Raw genomic sequence first — 18,556 nt, 5'->3', positions numbered from 1 at the left:
CCGAAGCCCAGTAAAAATGTTAGCAGGTAATTACATATGCATCAATCATCATCGGAGGCTCCCTGGACGGCGACCGAACGCACGCCATCGAGCCGCGCGATCGCGTCGATCAGGTCCGAGCGCTTGTCGGGGGAGGCCTCGACGAACTCGAGAGTCGCGCGCATGTCGGAATCGCCGTGGATCCGGGCCGCTCCGAGAAGGGTGCCCGGCAGACCGCGTCGCTCGGCGGCCGCGAGCGCCTCACGGAGAGCACCCCGATCGGCCTCGTACTGGACGGTGACACGTAGCCTCTCGGGCTCCGGGCGCAGACGATCGCGCACACGGGAGAGCGGACCGACGGTGAGCAGATGCAGCCCGGTGCCGGCGATCGCCAGGAGAGGCATGTTGGCACCGCAGGCCATGCCGATCGCCGCCACGACCCAGATGGTCGCCGCCGACGTCAGCCCCGACACGGCATTGTTGCGCACGAAGATCACGCCGGCCCCGAGGAACCCGATCCCGGACACGACCTGCGCCGCGATGCGGGAGGGGTCGACGGCCACGTCAGGCCCGAGGACCCCCTCGAATCCGTACGCCGAGATCAGGGTGAAGATGGCGGAACCGATCCCGACGAGGACGTGGGTGCGCAGCCCCGCGCTCTTGAGCTTCCGGGAGCGCTCGACACCGACCGCCACCGAGAGCACGAAGGCCAAGGCGAGGAGACCGAGCTCCACGAACAGGTGCGGATCCCACACGTAGCTCACGCCGACTCCTTCATGTCAGCACAATAGCACTTTAAGCATCCTCAGGACTTTTCGTTGCTCAGCGCCGCCGCTCGCCACGCATCGCCGCTCGAAGTGCCCGGAAAATCGGGTCTGGGGTGGATCGTATGATTGTCGCTACAATATGACTCCCCACAGAAAGCGGAGGACCATGGCCGATCTCGTCACCCCGTGGCCGAACGATCTCTTCGCGGACATCGACCGCACGGGTCCGGTCCCGCTCTACTTCCAGGTCTCCACGCGCCTGCAGAGCGCGATCCAATCCGGAGCGATCCCCGCCGGCGCCCGCCTCGAGAACGAGGTGTCGATCGCCGAGCAGCTGGGCCTCTCCCGACCCACCATCCGACGAGCGATCCAGGAACTCGTCGACAAGGGACTCCTCGTGCGCCGACGGGGCATCGGCACCCAGGTCGTGCAGGGTTCCGTCACCCGCCAGGTCGAACTCACCAGTCTCTTCGAAGACCTGCAGAGCGCCCACCACGAACCGGGCACGCAGGTGCTGACGCACGAGGTGATCCCGGCTTCGGAGGAAGTGGCGACGGCACTCGCCCTGCCCCCCGGTGCGGAGGTCCTCCACCTGCGACGCCGACGGAGCACCGACGGCGTTCCCGTCGCCGTTCTCGAGAACTACCTCCCTCGCGAGTTCGCGGACATCTCCGCCGAACAACTCGAGTCCCGAGGTCTCTATCAGGCCCTCCGCGCCCGAGGCATCGCCATCCGGGTCGCCAAGCAGAAGATCGGCGCACGCCGCGCAGAGGCCGATGAACCAGAACTGCTGGAGATCGAGGCGGGCGGTCCGCTGCTGACCATGGAGCGCATCTCGTTCGACCAGTCAGGCGCTGCGATCGAGCTCGGCCACCACTGCTACCGCCCCGACCTGTACCGCTTCGAGACCACGCTCGTCGCGAAGTAGTCCCGCGCATACGTCCGCCTTCCGGCCGAGTTGTCATTACAGGGGACGCCCGCGAGAATGGAAGGATCCCCCACCGCAAGGAGCCTCATGTCCGACCGCCTCGACCGCGCCCGCAGCACCGGCATCCTCGCCGTCCTCCGCGCCCCCTCCCCTAAGCTGGCCCTGGAGGCGTCCGAAGCGATCATCCGCGGTGGCGTGACCGGCATCGAAGTCACCTTCTCGACACCTGATGCGCCGGCGGTGATCCGCGAACTGGTCGCGCGTCACGGCGACGCCGCGTACATCGGTGCCGGCACGGTGACCACCGCGGCTCAGGCCACTCAGGCCGCTGATGCGGGCGCGGAGTTCCTCGTCAGCCCCGGCACCCTCCCCCATCTCACCCGGTCGATGCTCGACACCGGCCGCGTCGTGATGACCGGAGCGATGACCCCCACCGAGGTCATGGGCGCGCTGGAGCTGGGCGTCGACGTCGTCAAGATCTTCCCGGCGTCGCTGGGCGGCCCGTCGTACCTCGGCGCGTTGCGGGGCCCGTTCCCCACCGCACCCCTGATGCCGACCGGCGGCGTGAATCCGGACAACCTCGCTGCGTGGTTCGCGGCCGGCGCTGTCGCCGTCGGTGCGGGCGGAGACCTCGCGAACGGCGCATCGATCGCCGCAGCCGACTGGTCCGACATCGAGCAGCGCGCCGCACGCTTCACCACCGCACTCTCCGCCGCGCGGGGCTGATCGCACCACACGATGACCGACGCCACCACTGATCTGCTCGCCTCCGCCGCGGCCGGCGATGCGGATGCCGTGCGGGCGGCACTCGCCGCCGGTGCGGACATCGAGGCGCGAGGAGCCGGCGGGATGACTGCCCTGATCGCGGCCACCAAGGGCAACAGAGTCGAGGCGGCGCGGGCGCTCATCGGCGCCGGCGCCGACGTGAACGCGAAGGACGACATCCAGGATTCCGCGTACCTGTATGCGGGCGCCCGCGGTCACGATGAGATCCTGCTGCTGACCCTCGAGAACGGCGCCGACCTGACGAGCACGAATCGCTTCGGTGGTACCGCACTGATCCCGGCGTCCGAACGCGGGCTGCTCGCGACCGTCGAGATCCTCCTCGAGGCGGGCGTGGATCCCGACCACGTCAACAACCTGAACTGGACGGCCCTGCACGAGGCGATCGTGCTCGGCGACGGTTCCTCCGCCTACGTGGAGGTGGTGCGGGCGCTCCTCGACGGCGGTGCCGATGCGCACATCCCCGACGGCGACGGTGTGCTGCCGGTCGAACTGGCACGGAGCCGCGGCCACGACGCGATCGTCGCCGAGCTCGAACGGTGATCGGGCGGCAACGGTGATCGCGCTCGACCCCTGGGCGTGGGCCGCACTCGCCGTGGCCGCGGTGACGATCGGCATCTCCAAGACGGCTCTCCCGGGCGGCAGCATCCTGGCGATCGCGCTGTTCGCGGCCGTCCTGCCCGCACGCACCTCCACGGCCGCGATGCTGCTCCTGCTGATGGTCGGCGACGTGTTCGCGTTGATCGCCTACCGCCGCCACGCCCATTGGCCGACGCTGCTGCGCCTCGCACCGGCCGTCGTCCTCGGGCTCCTTGCCGGATTCGCGTTCCTCGCGCTCGCCGGAGACGGCATCGTCCGCCGGGCGATCGGCGTGATCCTACTGATGATGATCGGCGTGACCCTCTGGCGGCGATGGCGGCAGGACCGTGCGCACGCAGCGGTCGCGCCCTCCTCCGGCGGCATCGTGCTCGCCGGTGCCTATGGCACGCTCGGTGGCTTCACCACGATGGTCGCCAACGCCGGCGGCCCCGTGATGTCGATGTACTTCCTGGCCACCCGGACTCCGGTGCAGGTCTTCCTCGGCACCTCCGCCTGGTTCTTCGCGATCATCAACGTGCTCAAGGTGCCGTTCCTCGCCGGTCTCGGCTTGTTCCCCACTCCGGTGCTGCTGATGGATGCCGTCCTCGCGCCGCTCGTGGTGATCGGCGCGCTCCTCGGCCTGCGCGTCGCGCGACGCCTGAACCAGCGCGTGTTCGACCGCCTCGTGATCATCCTCACGATCCTCGGAGCGGCCTACCTCCTGATCTGACCCGGGTCTCCCTGCCGGCGAGGCCAAAGCGCCCTGCCCGAATGAGGTGGGGAGGCGGGGGCTCAGTCGAGGAAGATGTCGGGGAAGAGCGCGCTGTCGGGAGTGCCGGGGATCGCGGCGTACCCGGAGAAATCGGTCACGCCCTCACCTTCGAGCACATCCTCGACGATGAGCGACTGCCCGGTGTAAGAGCCCGCGGGCTTGAGCAGCACGGCGTAGGCGGCGTCGGCGTAGATGGCGGGCGTACGGCTCGCGGCCATCACCTTGTCGCCGCCGAGGAGGTTCTGCACGGCGGCCGTGGCGATGGTGGTGCGGGGCCACAGCGTGTTGGCGGCGATCCCGTCGCGCGCGAACTCCGCCGCGAGGCCGAGCGTGGCCAGCGTCATGCCGAACTTCGCGAGCGTGTAGCCGGTGTGCGCGCCGAGCCACTTCGGCGTGGGGTTCAGGGGCGGCGACAGCGAGAGGATGTGCGGGTTCTCGGCATCCTTCAGGATCGGCACCGCCGCGCGGGACAGCATGAACGTGCCGCGCACGTTGACGTCCTGCATCAGGTCGTACTTCTTGGCGTTCAGGTCGAGCGAGCGCGAGAGATCGATGACGCTGGCGTTGTTGATGACGATGTCGATGCCACCGAACTCGCCCTGCGTCTTCAAGACCGCCTCGGTGATGTCGTCGTCATCGCGGACATCGCCCACGATCGGCAGGGCATTGCCCCCGGCCGCACGGATCTGCTCCGCGGCGGTGTGGATCGTGCCCTCGAGCTTGGGATGCGGGGTGTCGGTCTTCGCGAGCATCGCGATGTTCGCGCCGTCAGCCACGGCCCGCAGCGCGATCGCGAGGCCGATGCCACGGCTGCCGCCCGACATCAGGATGGTCTTGCCTGCCAGTGTCATGGATTCTCCTGGGTTCTCGATCGCGGTTCTGAGGGCGGGGTCAGCGCGGGGCCATGCGGATCGCGCCGTCGAGGCGGATGGTCTCGCCGTTGAGGTAGCCGTTCTCGACGATCTGCTCCACGAGAGCGGCGTATTCGTCGGGTCGGCCGAGGCGGGCGGGGAACGGCACCTGCTGGCCGAGGGAGTCCTGTGCCTCCTGCGGCAGCCCCATCAGCATCGGCGTCTCCATGATGCCGGGCGCGATCGTGCAGACCCGGATGCCGTGGCGCGCGAGCTCGCGCGCGATCGGAAGGGTCATCGCGTGCACGCCGCCCTTCGACGCCGAGTACGCGGGCTGGCCGATCTGTCCGTCGAAGGCGGCCACGCTCGCGGTGTTGACGATGACGCCACGCTCGTCGTCGTGGAGCTCGTTCTTGGCGATCACGGCGGATGCCTGCGAGACGACGTTGAACGTGCCGACGAGGTTGATGCGGATCACCCGTTCGAAGTCGGCGAGCACGGCAGGGTTGCCTTCGCGGTCGAGCACCTTGGCCGGCGGCGCGATGCCCGCACAGTTCACCACCACACGCAGCGGCGCGGCGGACTGCGCGGCCGCGACGGCCGCCTGTACCTCCTCGGCGCTCGTGACGTCGGCGGCGACGAACAGCCCGCCGATCTCATCGGCCACCTCCGCGCCCTTCGACGAAGCGAGGTCGATGATCGTGACGTGGGCGCCCGCGGCGACGAGGCGACGTGCGGTCGCCAGGCCGAGCCCCGAGGCGCCGCCGGTGATGAGTGCACCCTGTCCGCTGATCTGCATCTGATGTTCTCCTTCGAACGTCGTCGTGCGTCTGCTGTGATGGAACGCGGTCCCAGCCTACGTGGTTCTTGGTGTCATCACGAACGGAGGCACGGCGTCGAGAGCGAGCCTACGACATCACTCCTCAGGCGCCGTCGGGCAGGATGGATGGATGTCGATCCCCGCCGAAGACGTCGTCGTCCCCGAACACGTCCGCCTGCTCGCCCGGGGAGCCGACCTCGAATGTGTCTGGCGCAACGACTACGGCGGACTCACCTTCCGCGCCACCGGCAACGCAGAGCCGTTCTACATCAAGTGGGGGCCTCGGAACCTCGAGTTCACGTTGAGCGACGAGGCCGAACGGATGAGGTGGGCGTCGGGCTGGATCACTGTGCCGACCGTGCTCGACAGCGGGGCGGATGACACGCACGAGTGGATGATCACTGCCGCCCTCGACGGCCTCAGCGCCGTGGACCCGCGATGGGTCGCAGAGCCCGCGACCGCAGTGCGAGCAGTCGGCGAAGGGCTCCGCGCGATGCATGAAGCCCTCCCCGTGCGGGAGTGCCCCTGGGAGTGGAGCGTGCCTTCGCGCATCGCGAACGCGGAACGACGCGGGATCGTCGTGCCGGAAAGCCTCCGGACCGCGCCCGCTGTCGACCGCCTCGTCGTCAGTCACGGCGATGCCTGCTGCCCCAACACCCTGGTGGGAGACGACGGCCGCTGGCTCGCGCACGTCGACCTGGCTCTGCTGGGCGTGGCCGACCGCTGGGCCGACATCGCCGTCGCCTCCATGAGCACCGAGTGGAACTTCGGCCCCGGGTGGGAGGACGCTCTGATCGAGGCCTACGGAGTCGAACCCGACCGCGAGCGTCTCGCCTTCTACCGCGACCTCTGGAATGCGACCTGAGCACCCCCTAGTGGTGGAACGCCGAGTCGGGGTGATCGGACGGCATCGGCGCGGTGAGGGCGTCGAGGTGCGCGACTTCCGCCGTGATCGCGTCCAGCAGGTCGGCGGCCAGGTCCATGCTCAGCCCGTTGCGCACGACGATCCGCTGCACCGTGATCTGCTCGAGATCCGCGGGCATCGGGTACGCCGGCACGAGCCATCCGCGCATCCGGAGCCGGTCCTGCAGGTGGTACAGCGTCCAGTTCTTCGTATGGCCGTCCTTGAGGCGCCAGGCGAACACCGGGATGTCGCTGCCGTCGTTCCAGAGCTCGAAGGCGTCGAGCCCCGCGATCCCGGCCGACAGATACTTCGCGACGTCCTGCGACTCCTGCTGCACGGCACGGTAGCCCTCGAACCCCAGCCGGAGGAACAGGTAGTACTGCAACAGCACCTGCGCCCCCGGACGCGAGAAGTTCAGCGCGAACGTGGGCATCTCGCCGCCGAGGTAGCTGACCTTGAACACGAGATCCTCCGGCAGCCACTTCTCCTCGCGCCAGACCACCCATCCGAGACCCGGGTACACGAGACCGTACTTGTGGCCGGACGTACTGATCGAGTGCACGCGCTCGAGACGGAAGTCCCACACGAGATCGGGTTGCAGGAACGGCGCGATCATCGCCCCGGAGGCACCGTCGACGTGGATGGGGATGTCAAGCCCGGTGTCCTTCTGGATCTCGTCGAGCGCCGCGGCGATCGCCGCCACCGGTTCGTACATCCCGGTATAGGTGACGCCCATGATCGCGACGACGCCGATCGTGTTCTCATCGACGTACGTCGCCAGGTCGTGACCGTCGAGCGTCTTGTGCTCCTCGGAGATGGGGACGTAGCGCGGCTCGACGTCGAAGTAGTTGCAGAACTTCTCCCAGCACACCTGCACGGCGGACGACATCACCAGGTTCGGCGTCGACGTGTCCTTTCCCGCGGCACGTCGCGCCTGCTGCCAGCGACGCTTGAAGGCGAGGCCGCCCAGCATGCACGCCTCGGACGAACCGACCGTCGAGGTACCGATGGCACCCGAGGCGTCCGGCGCGTTCCAGAGGTTCGCCAGCATGTGCCAGCAGTTGTCCTCGATCGCCGCCGTCTGCGGGTACTCGTCCTTGTCGATCATGTTCTTGTCGAAAGACGAGGTGTACACCTGCTTGGCGTCGTCATCCATCCACGTGCTGACGAACGTCGCCAGGTTGAGGCGCGCGTTGCCGTCGAGGATCGTCTCGTCCTCGACGATCTGCCTCGCCGTGGCAGGGAGCGAACCCTGGGGCGGGATCAGATGGCGCGGGGCGACCGACGCCTCCCCCGGGCGCGTGAACATCGGCTCGTAGTCGGAGGAGGGCGAACTGCTCATGCGAGAACCTTTCGGTGGAGGCGTCCTTGCGGCCTTGCCGCCCACCGTAGCGAGATCGCGCCGACGTATCGACCGGTTCGCGACAGACCCTAGCTCCACACGAAGCGGAACGTCCCCACGACGACAGCAGCGGCGAGCGCGAGCGCCATGATCGCGATGCCGCCGACCAGCGCCACCGCATCTCTCGGGTGCAGCCGCGACGGACGCGACCAGGTGCGGGGGATGTCCGAGCCGAATCCGCGCGCTTCCATCGCGAGCGCCAGTTTGGAGCCGCGCCTCACGGCGAACACGAGCAGCACGAAGGCCATGGAAAAGAACCGTCGGAGCACGCCCCGGTCCCCCACACCGCGCGCACGACGAGCCAGGCTCATGGTGCGCCAGTCATCCAGGAACAGGCCCAGCATCCGCGTACCGGCCAGGATGCCCAGCACGAAGCGACTCGGGAGCTTGGCGACCTGGGCCAGCGCATCGGCGAGTTCGGTCGGGTCGGTGCCGCCGAAGAGCAGGATCGTGGGCAGCCCGAGCGCGACCACGCGCAGGCTCACCGCGATCGCGAGGGTGATGGAGTCCTCGCTGATCGTGGCGAACCCGAAGGTCCAGTAGATCCGTCCGGCCGGTTCGGCGTACAGCAGCATGCTCACGCCGGCGATCGGCGCGAAGATCATGATCGGGAGCAGCCTCCTCAGGACCGTCGAGGGACGCAGTCCGGTCAGCGGCAGGCACAGCAGCTGCAGGACGATCGCGGCCAGCGCGCTCGTGATGTCGATGGACGCGAACAACGGCACCGACAGCAGCACGGCGAGCACCAGCTTCGTCACCGGGTTCACCCCGTCCAGCCATACCGGCCGTGCGGTCTCGATCGCCGTCACGCTGCCGCCCCCAACTCGATGCGATGACCACCCAGATGTCGGACCACGGCATCGTCGTGCGTCACCGCGATGATCGACCGTCCACGCGTGATCTCCTCCTGCAGGAGCGCGACGAGGGAGATCCATCCACGCCGGTCCTGACCGAACGTCGGCTCGTCGAGCACGATCACCTCCGGTGCACCCGCCAACGCCGTCGCGACGGACAGCCGCCGCTTCTGCCCGCCGGAGAGCGTGAACGGGTTGGCCAGCGCGAGTGGGGCGAGGCCGAGGCGCTCGAGGAGATCGTCGACCACGGCGTCCGTCCTCGCACGGTCCCAGCCGAGCGCGCGTGGCCCGACAGCGAGCTCGTCACGCAGCGTCTGGGTGAGGAACTGGTGCTCCGGCTCCTGGAAGACCATGCCGATGCGCGTGAGCAACTCGCGCGATGTCCACCGGATCGGGCGGGTGCCTTTGCGCCCCGCCAACTCGGGTGCCGACCGCACCTCTCCTGCCTCTTCGGGGATGAGTCCGGCGAGCGTGAGCGCGAGGGTCGATTTGCCCGCCCCGTTGGGCCCGGTGATCACGGTCGCGTTCGCCCGCGGTACGTGCAGGTCGAGTCCCGCCTGCACGACGACGCCCGCTTCCCTCGCAATCGAGAGCCCGGAGGCGGAGAGCGCATGGGGTGCCGTCACCTGCTCCAGCACGGGCAGGTCGAGGCCACGCCCGGGCACCCACACCCCCGCATCGGCGAGCACATCGCCGTGGACCGCGAACACGTGCTCGGGCGGTCCGTCCGCGAGCAGCCCGCCGTCGGCCGCCAGCACGATCACACGCGTCATCAGATCAACCCACACCGGCGTGCGATGCTCGACGACGATCAGTGTCGCACCCGAGGAGACCACGGCCCGCTCGACGCTCGCCCGCACCTCGCGCACGCCCTCGGGGTCGAGGTTCGCGGTCGGCTCGTCGAGCAGCAGCAGGCCCGGACGCATCGCGAGCACGCCGGCCAGCACCAGTCGCTGCTTCTGGCCGCCCGAGAGCGCCTTCGTGGGACGCTGCGGCGAGACGTCGAGGCCCACGGCGTCGAGAGCCTCCGCGACTCGGTCCGGGATCTCGGACGCCGCGACACCGAGATTCTCGCAGCCGAACGCCACATCATCGCCGACTTTCGACAGCACGATTCCGGCATCGGGGTCCTGGAGGACGAGCCCCACGCGACCGTGCCGCGATTCCGGGGACGCGCCGTCGATGCGCAGGGCACCGGTCCGCTCCCCCTCGTCATCGCCGCCCAGGACGCCGGCGAGACCGGCGAGCAGAGTCGACTTGCCCGCGCCCGAAGCGCCGAGAAGCAGCACCCGCTCGCCCGGTTCGATCGTGAACGAGACGTCGGCGACGGCGGGGCGCTTTCGACCGGCGTACCGCCAGCCCCAGCCCGCAGCCTGCACGCGGGCCGGGGCGGCGAAGCTCACGCTCAGACCTCGCGCACGTGCTCTCGCCCGACGGCGAAGCGGTTGAGTGCGCCGGTGACGGCGAGGGCCCGCACGAGCAGCCACCCGACCACGCCGGCGAGGATCGCGCCCGAGACGACGACGCTGACCAGATAGATGGTGTTGAACTCGACCGACTTCAGGATGTTCGGCGAGCTGCCGTAGAACAGCTCGAACACCCAGGCGGCGACCGCTGCCCCGACACCCGCGAGCGCGGCGACCACGATGCCGAAACGACGATAGAAGAAGAGCGCGAAGATGATCTCCGCACCGAGGCCCTGCACGATGCCGGACAGTACGGTCGAGACGCCCCACACGTTGCCGATCAGCATCGACACGATCGCCGCGACCAGCTCGACCACCAGCGCGGCGCCCGGCTTGCGGATCACGAGACCGCCGACGACGCCGCCGAGCAGCCAGATGCCGACGGCGATGCCGCCGAGACCCGGCGTCAGGGCGTCAGCGGCGCCGAACCAGGCGTACCCGATGGTGTTCCAGCCCCAGAAGACGAGGCCGATCGCGACGCCGAGGACGGCGGCGACGACGATGTCGACGACGCGCCAGCGCCAGATCGACGTGGGGCGCAGACCGTTCGCGGCGGATGCCTGCTTCGCGGATGCGGACGTGGACGTACTCATCTGAACTCCTCCCTGCGCTGGCATGACCCAGATCAGGTTCGACGGTCGAAGCGCGATTCGCTCCCTCTCAGCCCGGCTCGCCGGACTCCCGTGGTTGTGCTGATGATCTTACCCGGTGGCGACACCGGCGTGGCGACAGGGCTTCGCGCCGCGGAACACGCCGGGGATTGGGTACCGTAAACGAGTGACCGCTTCAGATCCCGCCGACGAGGCGACGGGCGTCGTCAGCGACGACGGCTCGCGTACGGCCGCCCCCTCCGGGCCGGTGGACGACCTGGCGATCGCGTCGGACCCCGCCGCCCCCGCATCGGAGAGCGCCGCACCCTTCGCCGCCGATCGACTCTTCGCCGGCGACACGCCCCCGTCGGATCCCTCCGTCGTCTCCGCTGTCCCGGTCGACGCCGCCGCGATCGGCGCGCTGTTCACGGTCGACCGGACGCCCGCACGACGTCGCGGCACGGCTTCGTCGGACGACCCCGCGTCGGCGTCCGATCCGGAGCCCGTGCTCGACCCGGAGCCCGTGCACGACCCGGAGCCGGCGGATGGTCCCGCGACTCCGCCACTCACGAAGCCGCCCTTCCACCCCCGCCGACGCGGCGAGGGTGAGGAGGCGCAGGAGCCCGATGAGGCCGAGGCGCTCGTCGACGGCGCGGCCGTGCAGTGGGCCGACGGCACGACGGGCGCGACCGCACTGACCTGGGTCGATGCCGCCGCCGTCGGTGCGCACACGGCCACGGCGACGTTCGAGCAGACCCCGGGAACCGAACAGAACGGCGGGCTCCTCCGTGGAGCTCGCCTGCGGCCGGCCATCGCTCGCCCGGGAATCCTGGTGCCGCTCGTCGCGCTCACCGCGCTGGTCGCCGGCTATGCGGGCACGACGTTGCTCTGGCCGCTGCACGAGGTTCCGCCGACGGCGCAGTCCGTCGAGTTCGACACGGTTCCCGCTCCCGCCGCGACGATCACCTGGCCGAGTGAGGGCAGCGCGTCCGTCGGCATCGCCGGGCTCACCACCGCGGCGTCGATCACCGATCCGGTGAGCATCGCGAGCATCACCAAGGTCGTGAGCAGCTTGATGGTTCTCGACCGCATGCCCCTCGCCCTCGGCGAGCAGGGGCCGGAGTTCGGCTTCAGTTACCGCGACAGCGTGGACTACTGGAACTACCGGCGCAGCGATCAGTCCGCACTGGATGTCCCCGTCGACGGCGTCCTCACCGAGTACCAGATGCTCCAGGGCACCCTCCTCGGGTCGGCGAACAACTACATCGACCGGCTGGCCTCCGAGATCTGGGGCTCGGACCAGGAGTTCGCGGCCGCCGCCGAGGTGTGGCTGCGCGATCGTGCGCTCACCGACATCACGGTAGTCACCCCCTCCGGGTTCGACGAGCGCAATGTGGCGACCCCTGCGGCCCTGATCAAGCTCGGCGAGCTGGCCATGCAGAACCCCGTGTTCGCGGAGATCGTCGGCACCCGGTCAGTGGACCTCCCGGGTGCGGGCACGGTCGTCAACACCAACGGGATGCTCGCCGATCCGGGCGTCGTCGGCATCAAGACCGGCACGCTGGTCGGCTGGAACCTGCTGACGGCGAAAGACCTGACGATCGGGGACACCACGGTGCACCTGTTCGCGGCGGCGCTGAATCAGGCGGGCGACGACGAGCGCCTCGCTCTCACCCGTTCGCTGTTCGCCGAGACGGAGGCCGCCCTGGACGCACAGGAGGCAGCAGTCGCGAAGGGCACGGTCGTCGGACAGGTCACGACGGACTGGGGCGAGAAGGTCGACGTGGTCACCGAATCCGATGCCGATGTCGTGCTGTGGAACGGTGCTGTCGCCACTGCGACCACGGCCTTCGATCTCGGCGAAAAGCGGGACGAGGACGCCACCGTGGGCACCTTGACCGCGGCCGGACCGCTCAACACCGTGACGGTTCCCCTGGTCCTGGCCGATGACGTCGAGGGGCCGAGCCCGTGGTGGCGCCTGACCCATCCCCTGGAACTGCTCGGGATCACAGACGACGGGTCCTGACACTTCGCGCGGCCGAGTACAGCACGACGCCCCATCCCGCGTGAGCAGGATGGGGCGTCTGCGTGATGCCGCTCAGTCGCGAGAGGCGGAGCCGTCGGCCCCCTCCTCGAGAAGCGCCTGGGCAGCAGCCGTCTCGGCGGCAGGAACCTGCGCCCCCACCGACGCGCCGGCGACGGCCGCAGCCGCGTGCACGCTCTCCTCGTCCGCGTCACCGGTGACCACGACGGGCGTCGAGCCGGTGAGGGCCTCTTCGGCGTCGATGTCTGTGGCCGCCTGCTCGAACTGCGACTGGTACAGGCGCCAGTAGGCTCCCTGCGCGGCGATCAGCTCGTCGTGCGTGCCCTTCTCCACGATGTCGCCGTGCTCCATCACGAGGATGAGGTCGGCATCGCGAATGGTCGACAGGCGGTGCGCGATCACGAAGGACGTGCGTCCCTTGCGAAGGGCGGCCATCGCGTGCTGCAGCAACAACTCGGTGCGGGTGTCGACGGCCGACGTGGCCTCATCGAGGATGAGGATCGACGGCTGTGCGACGAACGCGCGCGCGATGGTGATGAGCTGACGCTCGCCCGCGGAGACGTTCGCGGCATCCTCGTCGAGCACCGTGTCGTAGCCCTCGGGGAGGGCGTGGACGAAGCGGTCGACGTAGGTCGCCTTCGCCGCGGCGAGGACCTCGTCGTCGGTCGCGGTGGAGCGGCCGTAGCGGATGTTCTCGCGGATGCTCCCCGCGAACAGCCACGGATCCTGCAGCACCATGCCGGTGCGCGACCGCAGCTCATCCCGGGTCACCTCGGCGATGTCCTGACCGTCGAGCATGATGCGTCCGCCGCTGAGCTCGTAGAAGCGCATGATCAGGTTGACCAGGGTCGTCTTCCCTGCACCGGTCGGCCCCACGATCGCGACGGTCTGCCCCGGCTCCACCCGGAACGACAGGTCTTTGATCAGCGGACGATCCGGCGTGTACGAGAATGCGACGTTCTCGAACTCGATGACGCCCTTGCCCTCGACGAGCTCCGGCGCATCGGCATCGTCCGCCTCCTGCTCGTCCGCGTCGAGGAGCTGGAACACTCGCTCCGCCGACGCCGTACCCGACTGGACCACCGCAGCCATGCCGCCGAGCTCGGAGAGCGGCTGCGTGAACTGCTGCGAGTACTGGATGAACGCCTGCACATCGCCGAGACGGAGCTGTCCATTCGCGACCATCAGACCACCGAGCACCGCGATGCCCACGTAGCTGAGGTTTCCGACGAACATCATCGCCGGCATGATGATGCCGGACAGGAACTGCGCCTTGAAGCTGGCCTGGAACAGCTCCTCGTTCTCGGCCTGGAACTTGTCGAGCGCGTCTTTCTCGCGTCCGAAGACCTTCACCAGCGCGTGGCCGGAGAACGCCTCCTCGACGCGGGCGTTGAGCCGTCCGACCTTGCGCCACTGCGTGCCGAAGGCCTTCTGCGAGCGCGGACCGATGATGCCGAAGATCACACCCATCAGCGGCAGCGTGATGAGGGCGACGAGCGCGAGCTGCCAGGAGATCGAGAACATCATCACGAGCACGCCGATCACGGTGAGCACGGAGGTGAGCGCACCGGACAGCGATTGCTGCATCGTCTGGGTGATGTTGTCGATGTCGTTCGTGACGCGCGAGATCAGCTCACCGCGCTGCACCTTGTCGAAGTACGACAGGGGCAGACGGTTGATCTTCGCCTCGACCGCCTCGCGCAGACGCCACATGGTGCGCACCATGATCACGTTGATGACGTACCCCTGGATCCAGGTGAGGAACGCCGCGGCGACATAGATGGCGAGGACAGCGGCGATGACCAGGCGCAGCGCGCCGAAGTCGACACCCTGACCGACGGTGAAGTCACCCAGCGCGCCGATCTGATTCGCGAAGTCGTCCTGACCCGCGCCTCGCAGCGCCTCGACCACGACGTCCTGCGATGTTCCTGCCGGGAACCCCGGGGAGTCGCCGTTCGGCTGCCCGAGTTGGATGGAGATGAACCCCTTGTAGACGAGGTTCGTCGCCTCGGCGAGCACCTTGGGCGCGGCGACCGTCAGCACGACGCCCAGCGCACCCAGGATCGACACGAAGACGAACCAGAGTGCCGAGGGCTTCAGCAACCCGATCATGCGCGCGAAGCTCGGCCCGAAGTTGTCGGCCTTGCCCGGCGCGACGCTGTCCCAGTCGCCGGAGTTCTGTCGGGCCTGCTCCGCGAGCTCGGCCTCGTACTTCTCCTCCGCCGTCAGTTCGACCTCGGCCACGGGAGCCGTGGCCTTGCGGCGGCTACGCGTGGGCTTGCCCTGTTCCTTGTTCTGCTCGCTCATGCGTCCACCCCCAGCTGCGACTCGACGATCTCGCGGTAGGTCTCGCTCGTCTCGAGCAGTTCCTCGTGCGTGCCGACGCCCACCATCGTGCCGCCGTCGAGGACGACGATGCGGTCGGCGTCCGTGATGGTGGAGATGCGCTGGGCGACCACGATCTTCGTCACATGCGGGAGCTCCCTCCACAACGCCTGGCGGAGCCGGGCATCGGTGGTCAGATCGAGTGCAGAGAACGAGTCGTCGAAGACGAGGATCTGCGGCTGGTGCACGATCGCACGCGCGATCGCGAGACGCTGGCGCTGACCGCCCGAGACGTTCGTACCACCCTGCGCGATCCGCGAATCGAGTCCGTCCGGCATCTCCTCGACGAAGTCGCGACCCTGCGCGATGTCGAGCGCATGCCAGAGTTCTTCGTCGGTCGCATCTTCACGCCCGTAGCGCAGGTTCGATGCGACGGTTCCGGTGAAGAGGAAAGGACGCTGCGGCACCAGTCCGATGCTGTCCCACAGCGCCTCGACGTCGGCCTCGCGCACGTCCGTGCCGCCGACGTGCACCGCGCCGCCCGAGACGTCGAAGAGACGCGGGATGAGCGACACGAGCGTCGTCTTGCCCGATCCGGTCGAACCGACGATCGCGACGGTCTCACCCGGCTGCGCTGCGAAGCTGATGCCGGTGAGGACCGGCGAATCGGCTCCGGGGTAGGTGAACTCGACGTCGTCGAGCGCCACGGATCCCGGTACCGGGAACTCGGTGACGCCGTTCTCGGGACGGATCAGCGTGGATTCGGAGTCGAGCACCTCGCCGATGCGCTCGGCCGAGACCGCCGCGCGCGGGATCATCATCGCCATGAAGCTCGCCATGATCACGCCGCCCATGATCTGGCCGATGTACTGCATGAAGGCGAACAGCGTGCCGACCTGCACCGTGCCGTTGTTCACCTCGATGCCGCCGAACCAGATGACCGAGACGACGGTGACGTTGAGGATGAGCATGAACAGGGGGAAGAGCAGCACGAACAACGAGCCGACCTTGCGACCGACGACCATGATGTCGGTGTTGGCCCCGCGGAAGCGCTCCTCTTCGATGCCCTCGCGCACGAACGCACGGACGACGCGGACACCGGTGAGCTGCTCCCGCATGATGCGGTTCACGTTGTCGAGCTTGCCCTGGTAACTGCGGAACAGTGGGACCATGCGCCCGATCACGAGAGCGGCGAGGATCAGCAGCAGCGGCACGGAGACCGCGATGAGCCAGCTGAGGCCGACGTTGGTCTGCACGGCGAAGATGATGCCGCCGATCGCGAGCAGCGGCGCCGTGACGAGCATGGTCGCGCCCATCATGGCGAGCATCTGCACCTGCTGCACGTCGTTCGTGTTGCGGGTGATGAGTGAGCCGGCACCGAACTGGGAGACCTCGCGCTCGGAGAAGCCGCTGACCTTGCCGAACACGTCGGAACGGATGTCGCGTCCGGCACCCATCGCGGCGCGCGCGGCGAAGTAGGTCGCGGTGACCGAGGCGATGATCTGACCCAACGAGACCGTGAGCATGAACAGGCCGGTGCCCCAGATGTAGGCGGTGTCACCGCGGGCGACGCCCTTGTCGATGATGTCGGCGTTCAGGCGCGGGAGGTAGAGGGTCGCTGCCACGCTGGCGAGCTGGAAGACCAGCACCGCGAGCAACAGCCACCGGTATCGAGAGAGATAGCGAAAGAGGATTTTTCCCAGCACAGGCGGACTTTCTAGGAAGGATGAAGCGGCGGGTTTCTCGGCAGACGGATGCCGACCGACAACCGGCCACAAGACAGAGTGCCACGATCCGCGGACATTCGTATCCCCCTCCGGGTGGACCTTCGCTGACAGCGAACCGCTTTCCCGTACGATCAGCGGTTCGGTCCGAGCTTGTATTTACGCACTGATACAACTTGTGATAGACATGCAGTACAAAGAGAACGGACTCCGCATGCCTGACCTTTTCACCTCCCCGCTCGCCTCCGCTCTGTGGCGCCTGGATGGCTGGCAGATGCTCGGCGCGCTCTTCACGATGCCGTGGGTCTCTCTGGTCGTCGCGGCGGTCATCGCGTGCGGCATCTGCGTGTTCCCCGGAAGGCGCGCGCAGAGGGAGAGCCGGATGCGGCTCGGGGCGGCCGCAGCCGGCGGCGTCGTCGCCCGCTACTCGCGAGAGCACCGCACGATCGGTCTGACGGCGATCGGAGTGGTCGTCGTCTTCCTCGCCGACAACCTGATCTCCGGATACGTGCTCGACCTCAACGGCGTCATCTCCTGGTGGCGGTACGCGATGCCGGTGTTCACGGCGTCCGTCGGCATCGGACTCTTGCTCGCGATCGTCGCGACCCTCGGGAGCACACCCCCGGAACGACCGGTCGCCGTTCCCCGCCGCACGTGGCTGACCTTCAGTCCGCGCGCAGGAACGGCGGGAGCCGCCCTCGCAGTGCTTGCTCTCACGGCGACCACGGTCCTGGCCGGTCTCGCTTCGTCGAACATCAACGGGGGTCCCTATGTCTTCCTCGAGATCGAGATCAACAACGAGCCGATCGACCCGCTCCGACCCTGGTTCTACGGCTGGGCGTACGGCATCCCCGTGCTGATCTGCACCGCGGTCCTCCTGGCAGTCATGGTGGCCGCGCTCCACGCGAGCGCCGTCCGCCCGTTCCTGCGCCCGGAGACGGTGGCCGCAGAGCAGCGGGAACGCCGCGATGTCGCGACGGCGATCACCCGGACGGCGACGTCGGCGCTCCTCCTCACCCTTGCGGGGGCGTGGCGGTTCATCGCCGATGCCGGATCGGTCGTCGGTCTGACCGTCCAGCGCGACGGCGGCTCGGACTCCTACACGGCATTCTGGCGATACGGCGAGATCGCAGGTGTCGGAGGCGGTCTGGCACCGTTGCTGGAGATCGCCGCCTTCGTGCTCCTCTTCCTGGTGATCGGGCAGCTGTACCCGCGCGATCACGGCGCGCGTACGGGCGCCGAGGCCGAGAGCCCCGCCGACAGCGAGGCCGTGTGATGAGCCCGAATCCGAAGCTCTCGGCGGCAGATGAGACCAATCCTGCGCTCGACATCTACCGGCAGTTGCGCGGCCTCATCGTCTCGGGCCAGCTCGGTGCCGGCGAACGACTGCCGACCGTCCGCCAGACGGCGAGCGATCTGGGCGTCGCTCCCGGCACCGCCGCACGCGCCTACAGGATGCTCGAGGCGGACGGACTGGTGATTTCGCGCACCGCCGCCGGCACGCGTGTCTCCGAGTCGGCCGGGGTCCTCCCGGCCTCAGTGATCCGCCGCCTCCGCGACCTGGTCGACGAGGCCGACCCCCTCGGCGCCGAGCTCGACGACATCGTCGATGTGCTGCGGACGATCTGGCAGTCGCGGACGACGCCAGAGGACGCCGGGGAGTAGCCCGGTCCCGCTCCGGCCCGGCCCACCTGTCGGGGACTCCCTGCCCGCCTGTCGGGAGTTCCGGGCCGAACCGACTGGAAACGGCCGAAACCGTCCGACAAGC

Annotated in this window: 17 protein-coding genes and 1 riboswitch; of the genes, 8 read left to right on the top strand and 9 right to left on the bottom strand. The window is 68.6% G+C overall.

The window, feature by feature from the left end; genetic code table 11:
* Positions 1-41 precede the first annotated feature (41 nt).
* Positions 42-743 (bottom strand): MgtC/SapB family protein, encoded by a 702-nt coding sequence (locus E0W80_RS14010; protein ID WP_131493365.1) that lies wholly within the window; start codon positions 741-743, stop codon positions 42-44.
* Positions 744-912: 169 nt separating this feature from the next.
* On the opposite strand from E0W80_RS14010, the gene E0W80_RS14005 reads away from it, so the two are divergent.
* The 4 genes from E0W80_RS14005 (at position 913) to E0W80_RS13990 (ending at position 3,766) form a co-directional block, all read left to right on the top strand.
* Positions 913-1,674: a GntR family transcriptional regulator gene (locus tag E0W80_RS14005; RefSeq protein ID WP_131493363.1), complete on the top strand. Its 762-nt coding sequence runs from the start codon at positions 913-915 to the stop codon at positions 1,672-1,674.
* Between the two features lie 87 nt (positions 1,675-1,761).
* Complete coding sequence (locus tag E0W80_RS14000; RefSeq protein WP_131493362.1) at positions 1,762-2,400, top strand: bifunctional 4-hydroxy-2-oxoglutarate aldolase/2-dehydro-3-deoxy-phosphogluconate aldolase; 639 nt, start codon at positions 1,762-1,764, stop codon at positions 2,398-2,400.
* Between the two features lie 12 nt (positions 2,401-2,412).
* The gene (locus E0W80_RS13995; RefSeq protein WP_131493360.1) at positions 2,413-3,000 is read left to right on the top strand and encodes an ankyrin repeat domain-containing protein; all 588 of its coding nucleotides are present in this window, start codon (positions 2,413-2,415) and stop codon (positions 2,998-3,000) included.
* Between the two features lie 13 nt (positions 3,001-3,013).
* Positions 3,014-3,766: a sulfite exporter TauE/SafE family protein gene (locus tag E0W80_RS13990; protein WP_131493358.1), complete on the top strand. Its 753-nt coding sequence runs from the start codon at positions 3,014-3,016 to the stop codon at positions 3,764-3,766.
* 62 nt (positions 3,767-3,828) lie between these two features.
* Here E0W80_RS13990 and E0W80_RS13985 read toward each other — a convergent pair whose 3' ends face one another.
* Both E0W80_RS13985 and E0W80_RS13980 read right to left on the bottom strand, forming a co-directional pair.
* On the bottom strand, positions 3,829-4,659 hold the full coding sequence (locus E0W80_RS13985) for an NAD(P)-dependent oxidoreductase (protein WP_131493356.1): 831 nt from the start codon (positions 4,657-4,659) through the stop codon (positions 3,829-3,831).
* 40 nt (positions 4,660-4,699) lie between these two features.
* A complete protein-coding gene (locus E0W80_RS13980) occupies positions 4,700-5,458 on the bottom strand; it encodes an SDR family NAD(P)-dependent oxidoreductase (protein WP_047520971.1) in 759 nt (252 codons plus the stop codon).
* Between the two features lie 151 nt (positions 5,459-5,609).
* On the opposite strand from E0W80_RS13980, the gene E0W80_RS13975 reads away from it, so the two are divergent.
* Positions 5,610-6,344, top strand: a complete 735-nt coding sequence (locus tag E0W80_RS13975; protein ID WP_131493354.1) for an aminoglycoside 3'-phosphotransferase — start codon at positions 5,610-5,612, stop codon at positions 6,342-6,344.
* Positions 6,345-6,351: 7 nt separating this feature from the next.
* Here the strand turns inward: E0W80_RS13975 and E0W80_RS13970 are convergent, their stop codons facing one another.
* The 4 genes from E0W80_RS13970 to E0W80_RS13955 all read right to left on the bottom strand — a co-directional run bounded on the left by E0W80_RS13970 (position 6,352) and on the right by E0W80_RS13955 (position 10,698).
* Entirely contained in the window at positions 6,352-7,725 is a 1,374-nt protein-coding gene (locus tag E0W80_RS13970) for a glutamate decarboxylase (RefSeq protein ID WP_131493352.1), read from the bottom strand.
* Between the two features lie 89 nt (positions 7,726-7,814).
* Complete coding sequence (locus E0W80_RS13965) at positions 7,815-8,594, bottom strand: energy-coupling factor transporter transmembrane component T (RefSeq protein ID WP_131493351.1); 780 nt, start codon at positions 8,592-8,594, stop codon at positions 7,815-7,817.
* Complete coding sequence (locus E0W80_RS13960) at positions 8,591-10,042, bottom strand: ABC transporter ATP-binding protein (protein WP_131493349.1); 1,452 nt, start codon at positions 10,040-10,042, stop codon at positions 8,591-8,593. Before E0W80_RS13960 ends, E0W80_RS13965 begins: the two co-directional genes overlap by 4 nt.
* 2 nt (positions 10,043-10,044) lie before the next feature.
* On the bottom strand, positions 10,045-10,698 hold the full coding sequence (locus E0W80_RS13955; RefSeq protein ID WP_205802362.1) for an ECF transporter S component: 654 nt from the start codon (positions 10,696-10,698) through the stop codon (positions 10,045-10,047).
* Positions 10,689-10,800: riboswitch (TPP riboswitch) on the bottom strand. It overlaps the preceding gene by 10 nt.
* A gap of 82 nt (positions 10,801-10,882) precedes the next feature.
* On the opposite strand from E0W80_RS13955, the gene E0W80_RS13950 reads away from it, so the two are divergent.
* The gene (locus tag E0W80_RS13950; protein WP_131493347.1) at positions 10,883-12,721 is read left to right on the top strand and encodes a D-alanyl-D-alanine carboxypeptidase; all 1,839 of its coding nucleotides are present in this window, start codon (positions 10,883-10,885) and stop codon (positions 12,719-12,721) included.
* Between the two features lie 72 nt (positions 12,722-12,793).
* Here the strand turns inward: E0W80_RS13950 and E0W80_RS13945 are convergent, their stop codons facing one another.
* Positions 12,794-15,046: an ABC transporter ATP-binding protein gene (locus tag E0W80_RS13945; protein ID WP_131493345.1), complete on the bottom strand. Its 2,253-nt coding sequence runs from the start codon at positions 15,044-15,046 to the stop codon at positions 12,794-12,796.
* Positions 15,043-16,770 carry an ABC transporter ATP-binding protein gene (locus E0W80_RS13940; RefSeq protein ID WP_131493343.1) on the bottom strand — a complete coding sequence of 576 codons (1,728 nt, stop codon included), beginning with the start codon at positions 16,768-16,770 and terminating at the stop codon, positions 15,043-15,045. Before E0W80_RS13940 ends, E0W80_RS13945 begins: the two co-directional genes overlap by 4 nt.
* A 232-nt stretch (positions 16,771-17,002) precedes the next feature.
* On the opposite strand from E0W80_RS13940, the gene E0W80_RS13935 reads away from it, so the two are divergent.
* Both E0W80_RS13935 and E0W80_RS13930 read left to right on the top strand, forming a co-directional pair.
* Positions 17,003-18,064 carry a hypothetical protein gene (locus E0W80_RS13935; RefSeq protein WP_131493341.1) on the top strand — a complete coding sequence of 354 codons (1,062 nt, stop codon included), beginning with the start codon at positions 17,003-17,005 and terminating at the stop codon, positions 18,062-18,064.
* Positions 18,064-18,453, top strand: coding sequence for a GntR family transcriptional regulator (locus tag E0W80_RS13930; RefSeq protein ID WP_131493339.1), 390 nt, complete (start codon positions 18,064-18,066; stop codon positions 18,451-18,453). Before E0W80_RS13935 ends, E0W80_RS13930 begins: the two co-directional genes overlap by 1 nt.
* Positions 18,454-18,556 lie beyond the last annotated feature (103 nt).

It is taken from the genome of Microbacterium sp. PI-1 (genome assembly GCF_004337555.1).
GTDB lineage: Bacteria > Actinomycetota > Actinomycetes > Actinomycetales > Microbacteriaceae > Microbacterium > Microbacterium aurugineum.
The sequence above is the reverse complement of the archived record's forward strand: the minus strand, read 5'-3'. Positions and strand labels throughout refer to the sequence as shown.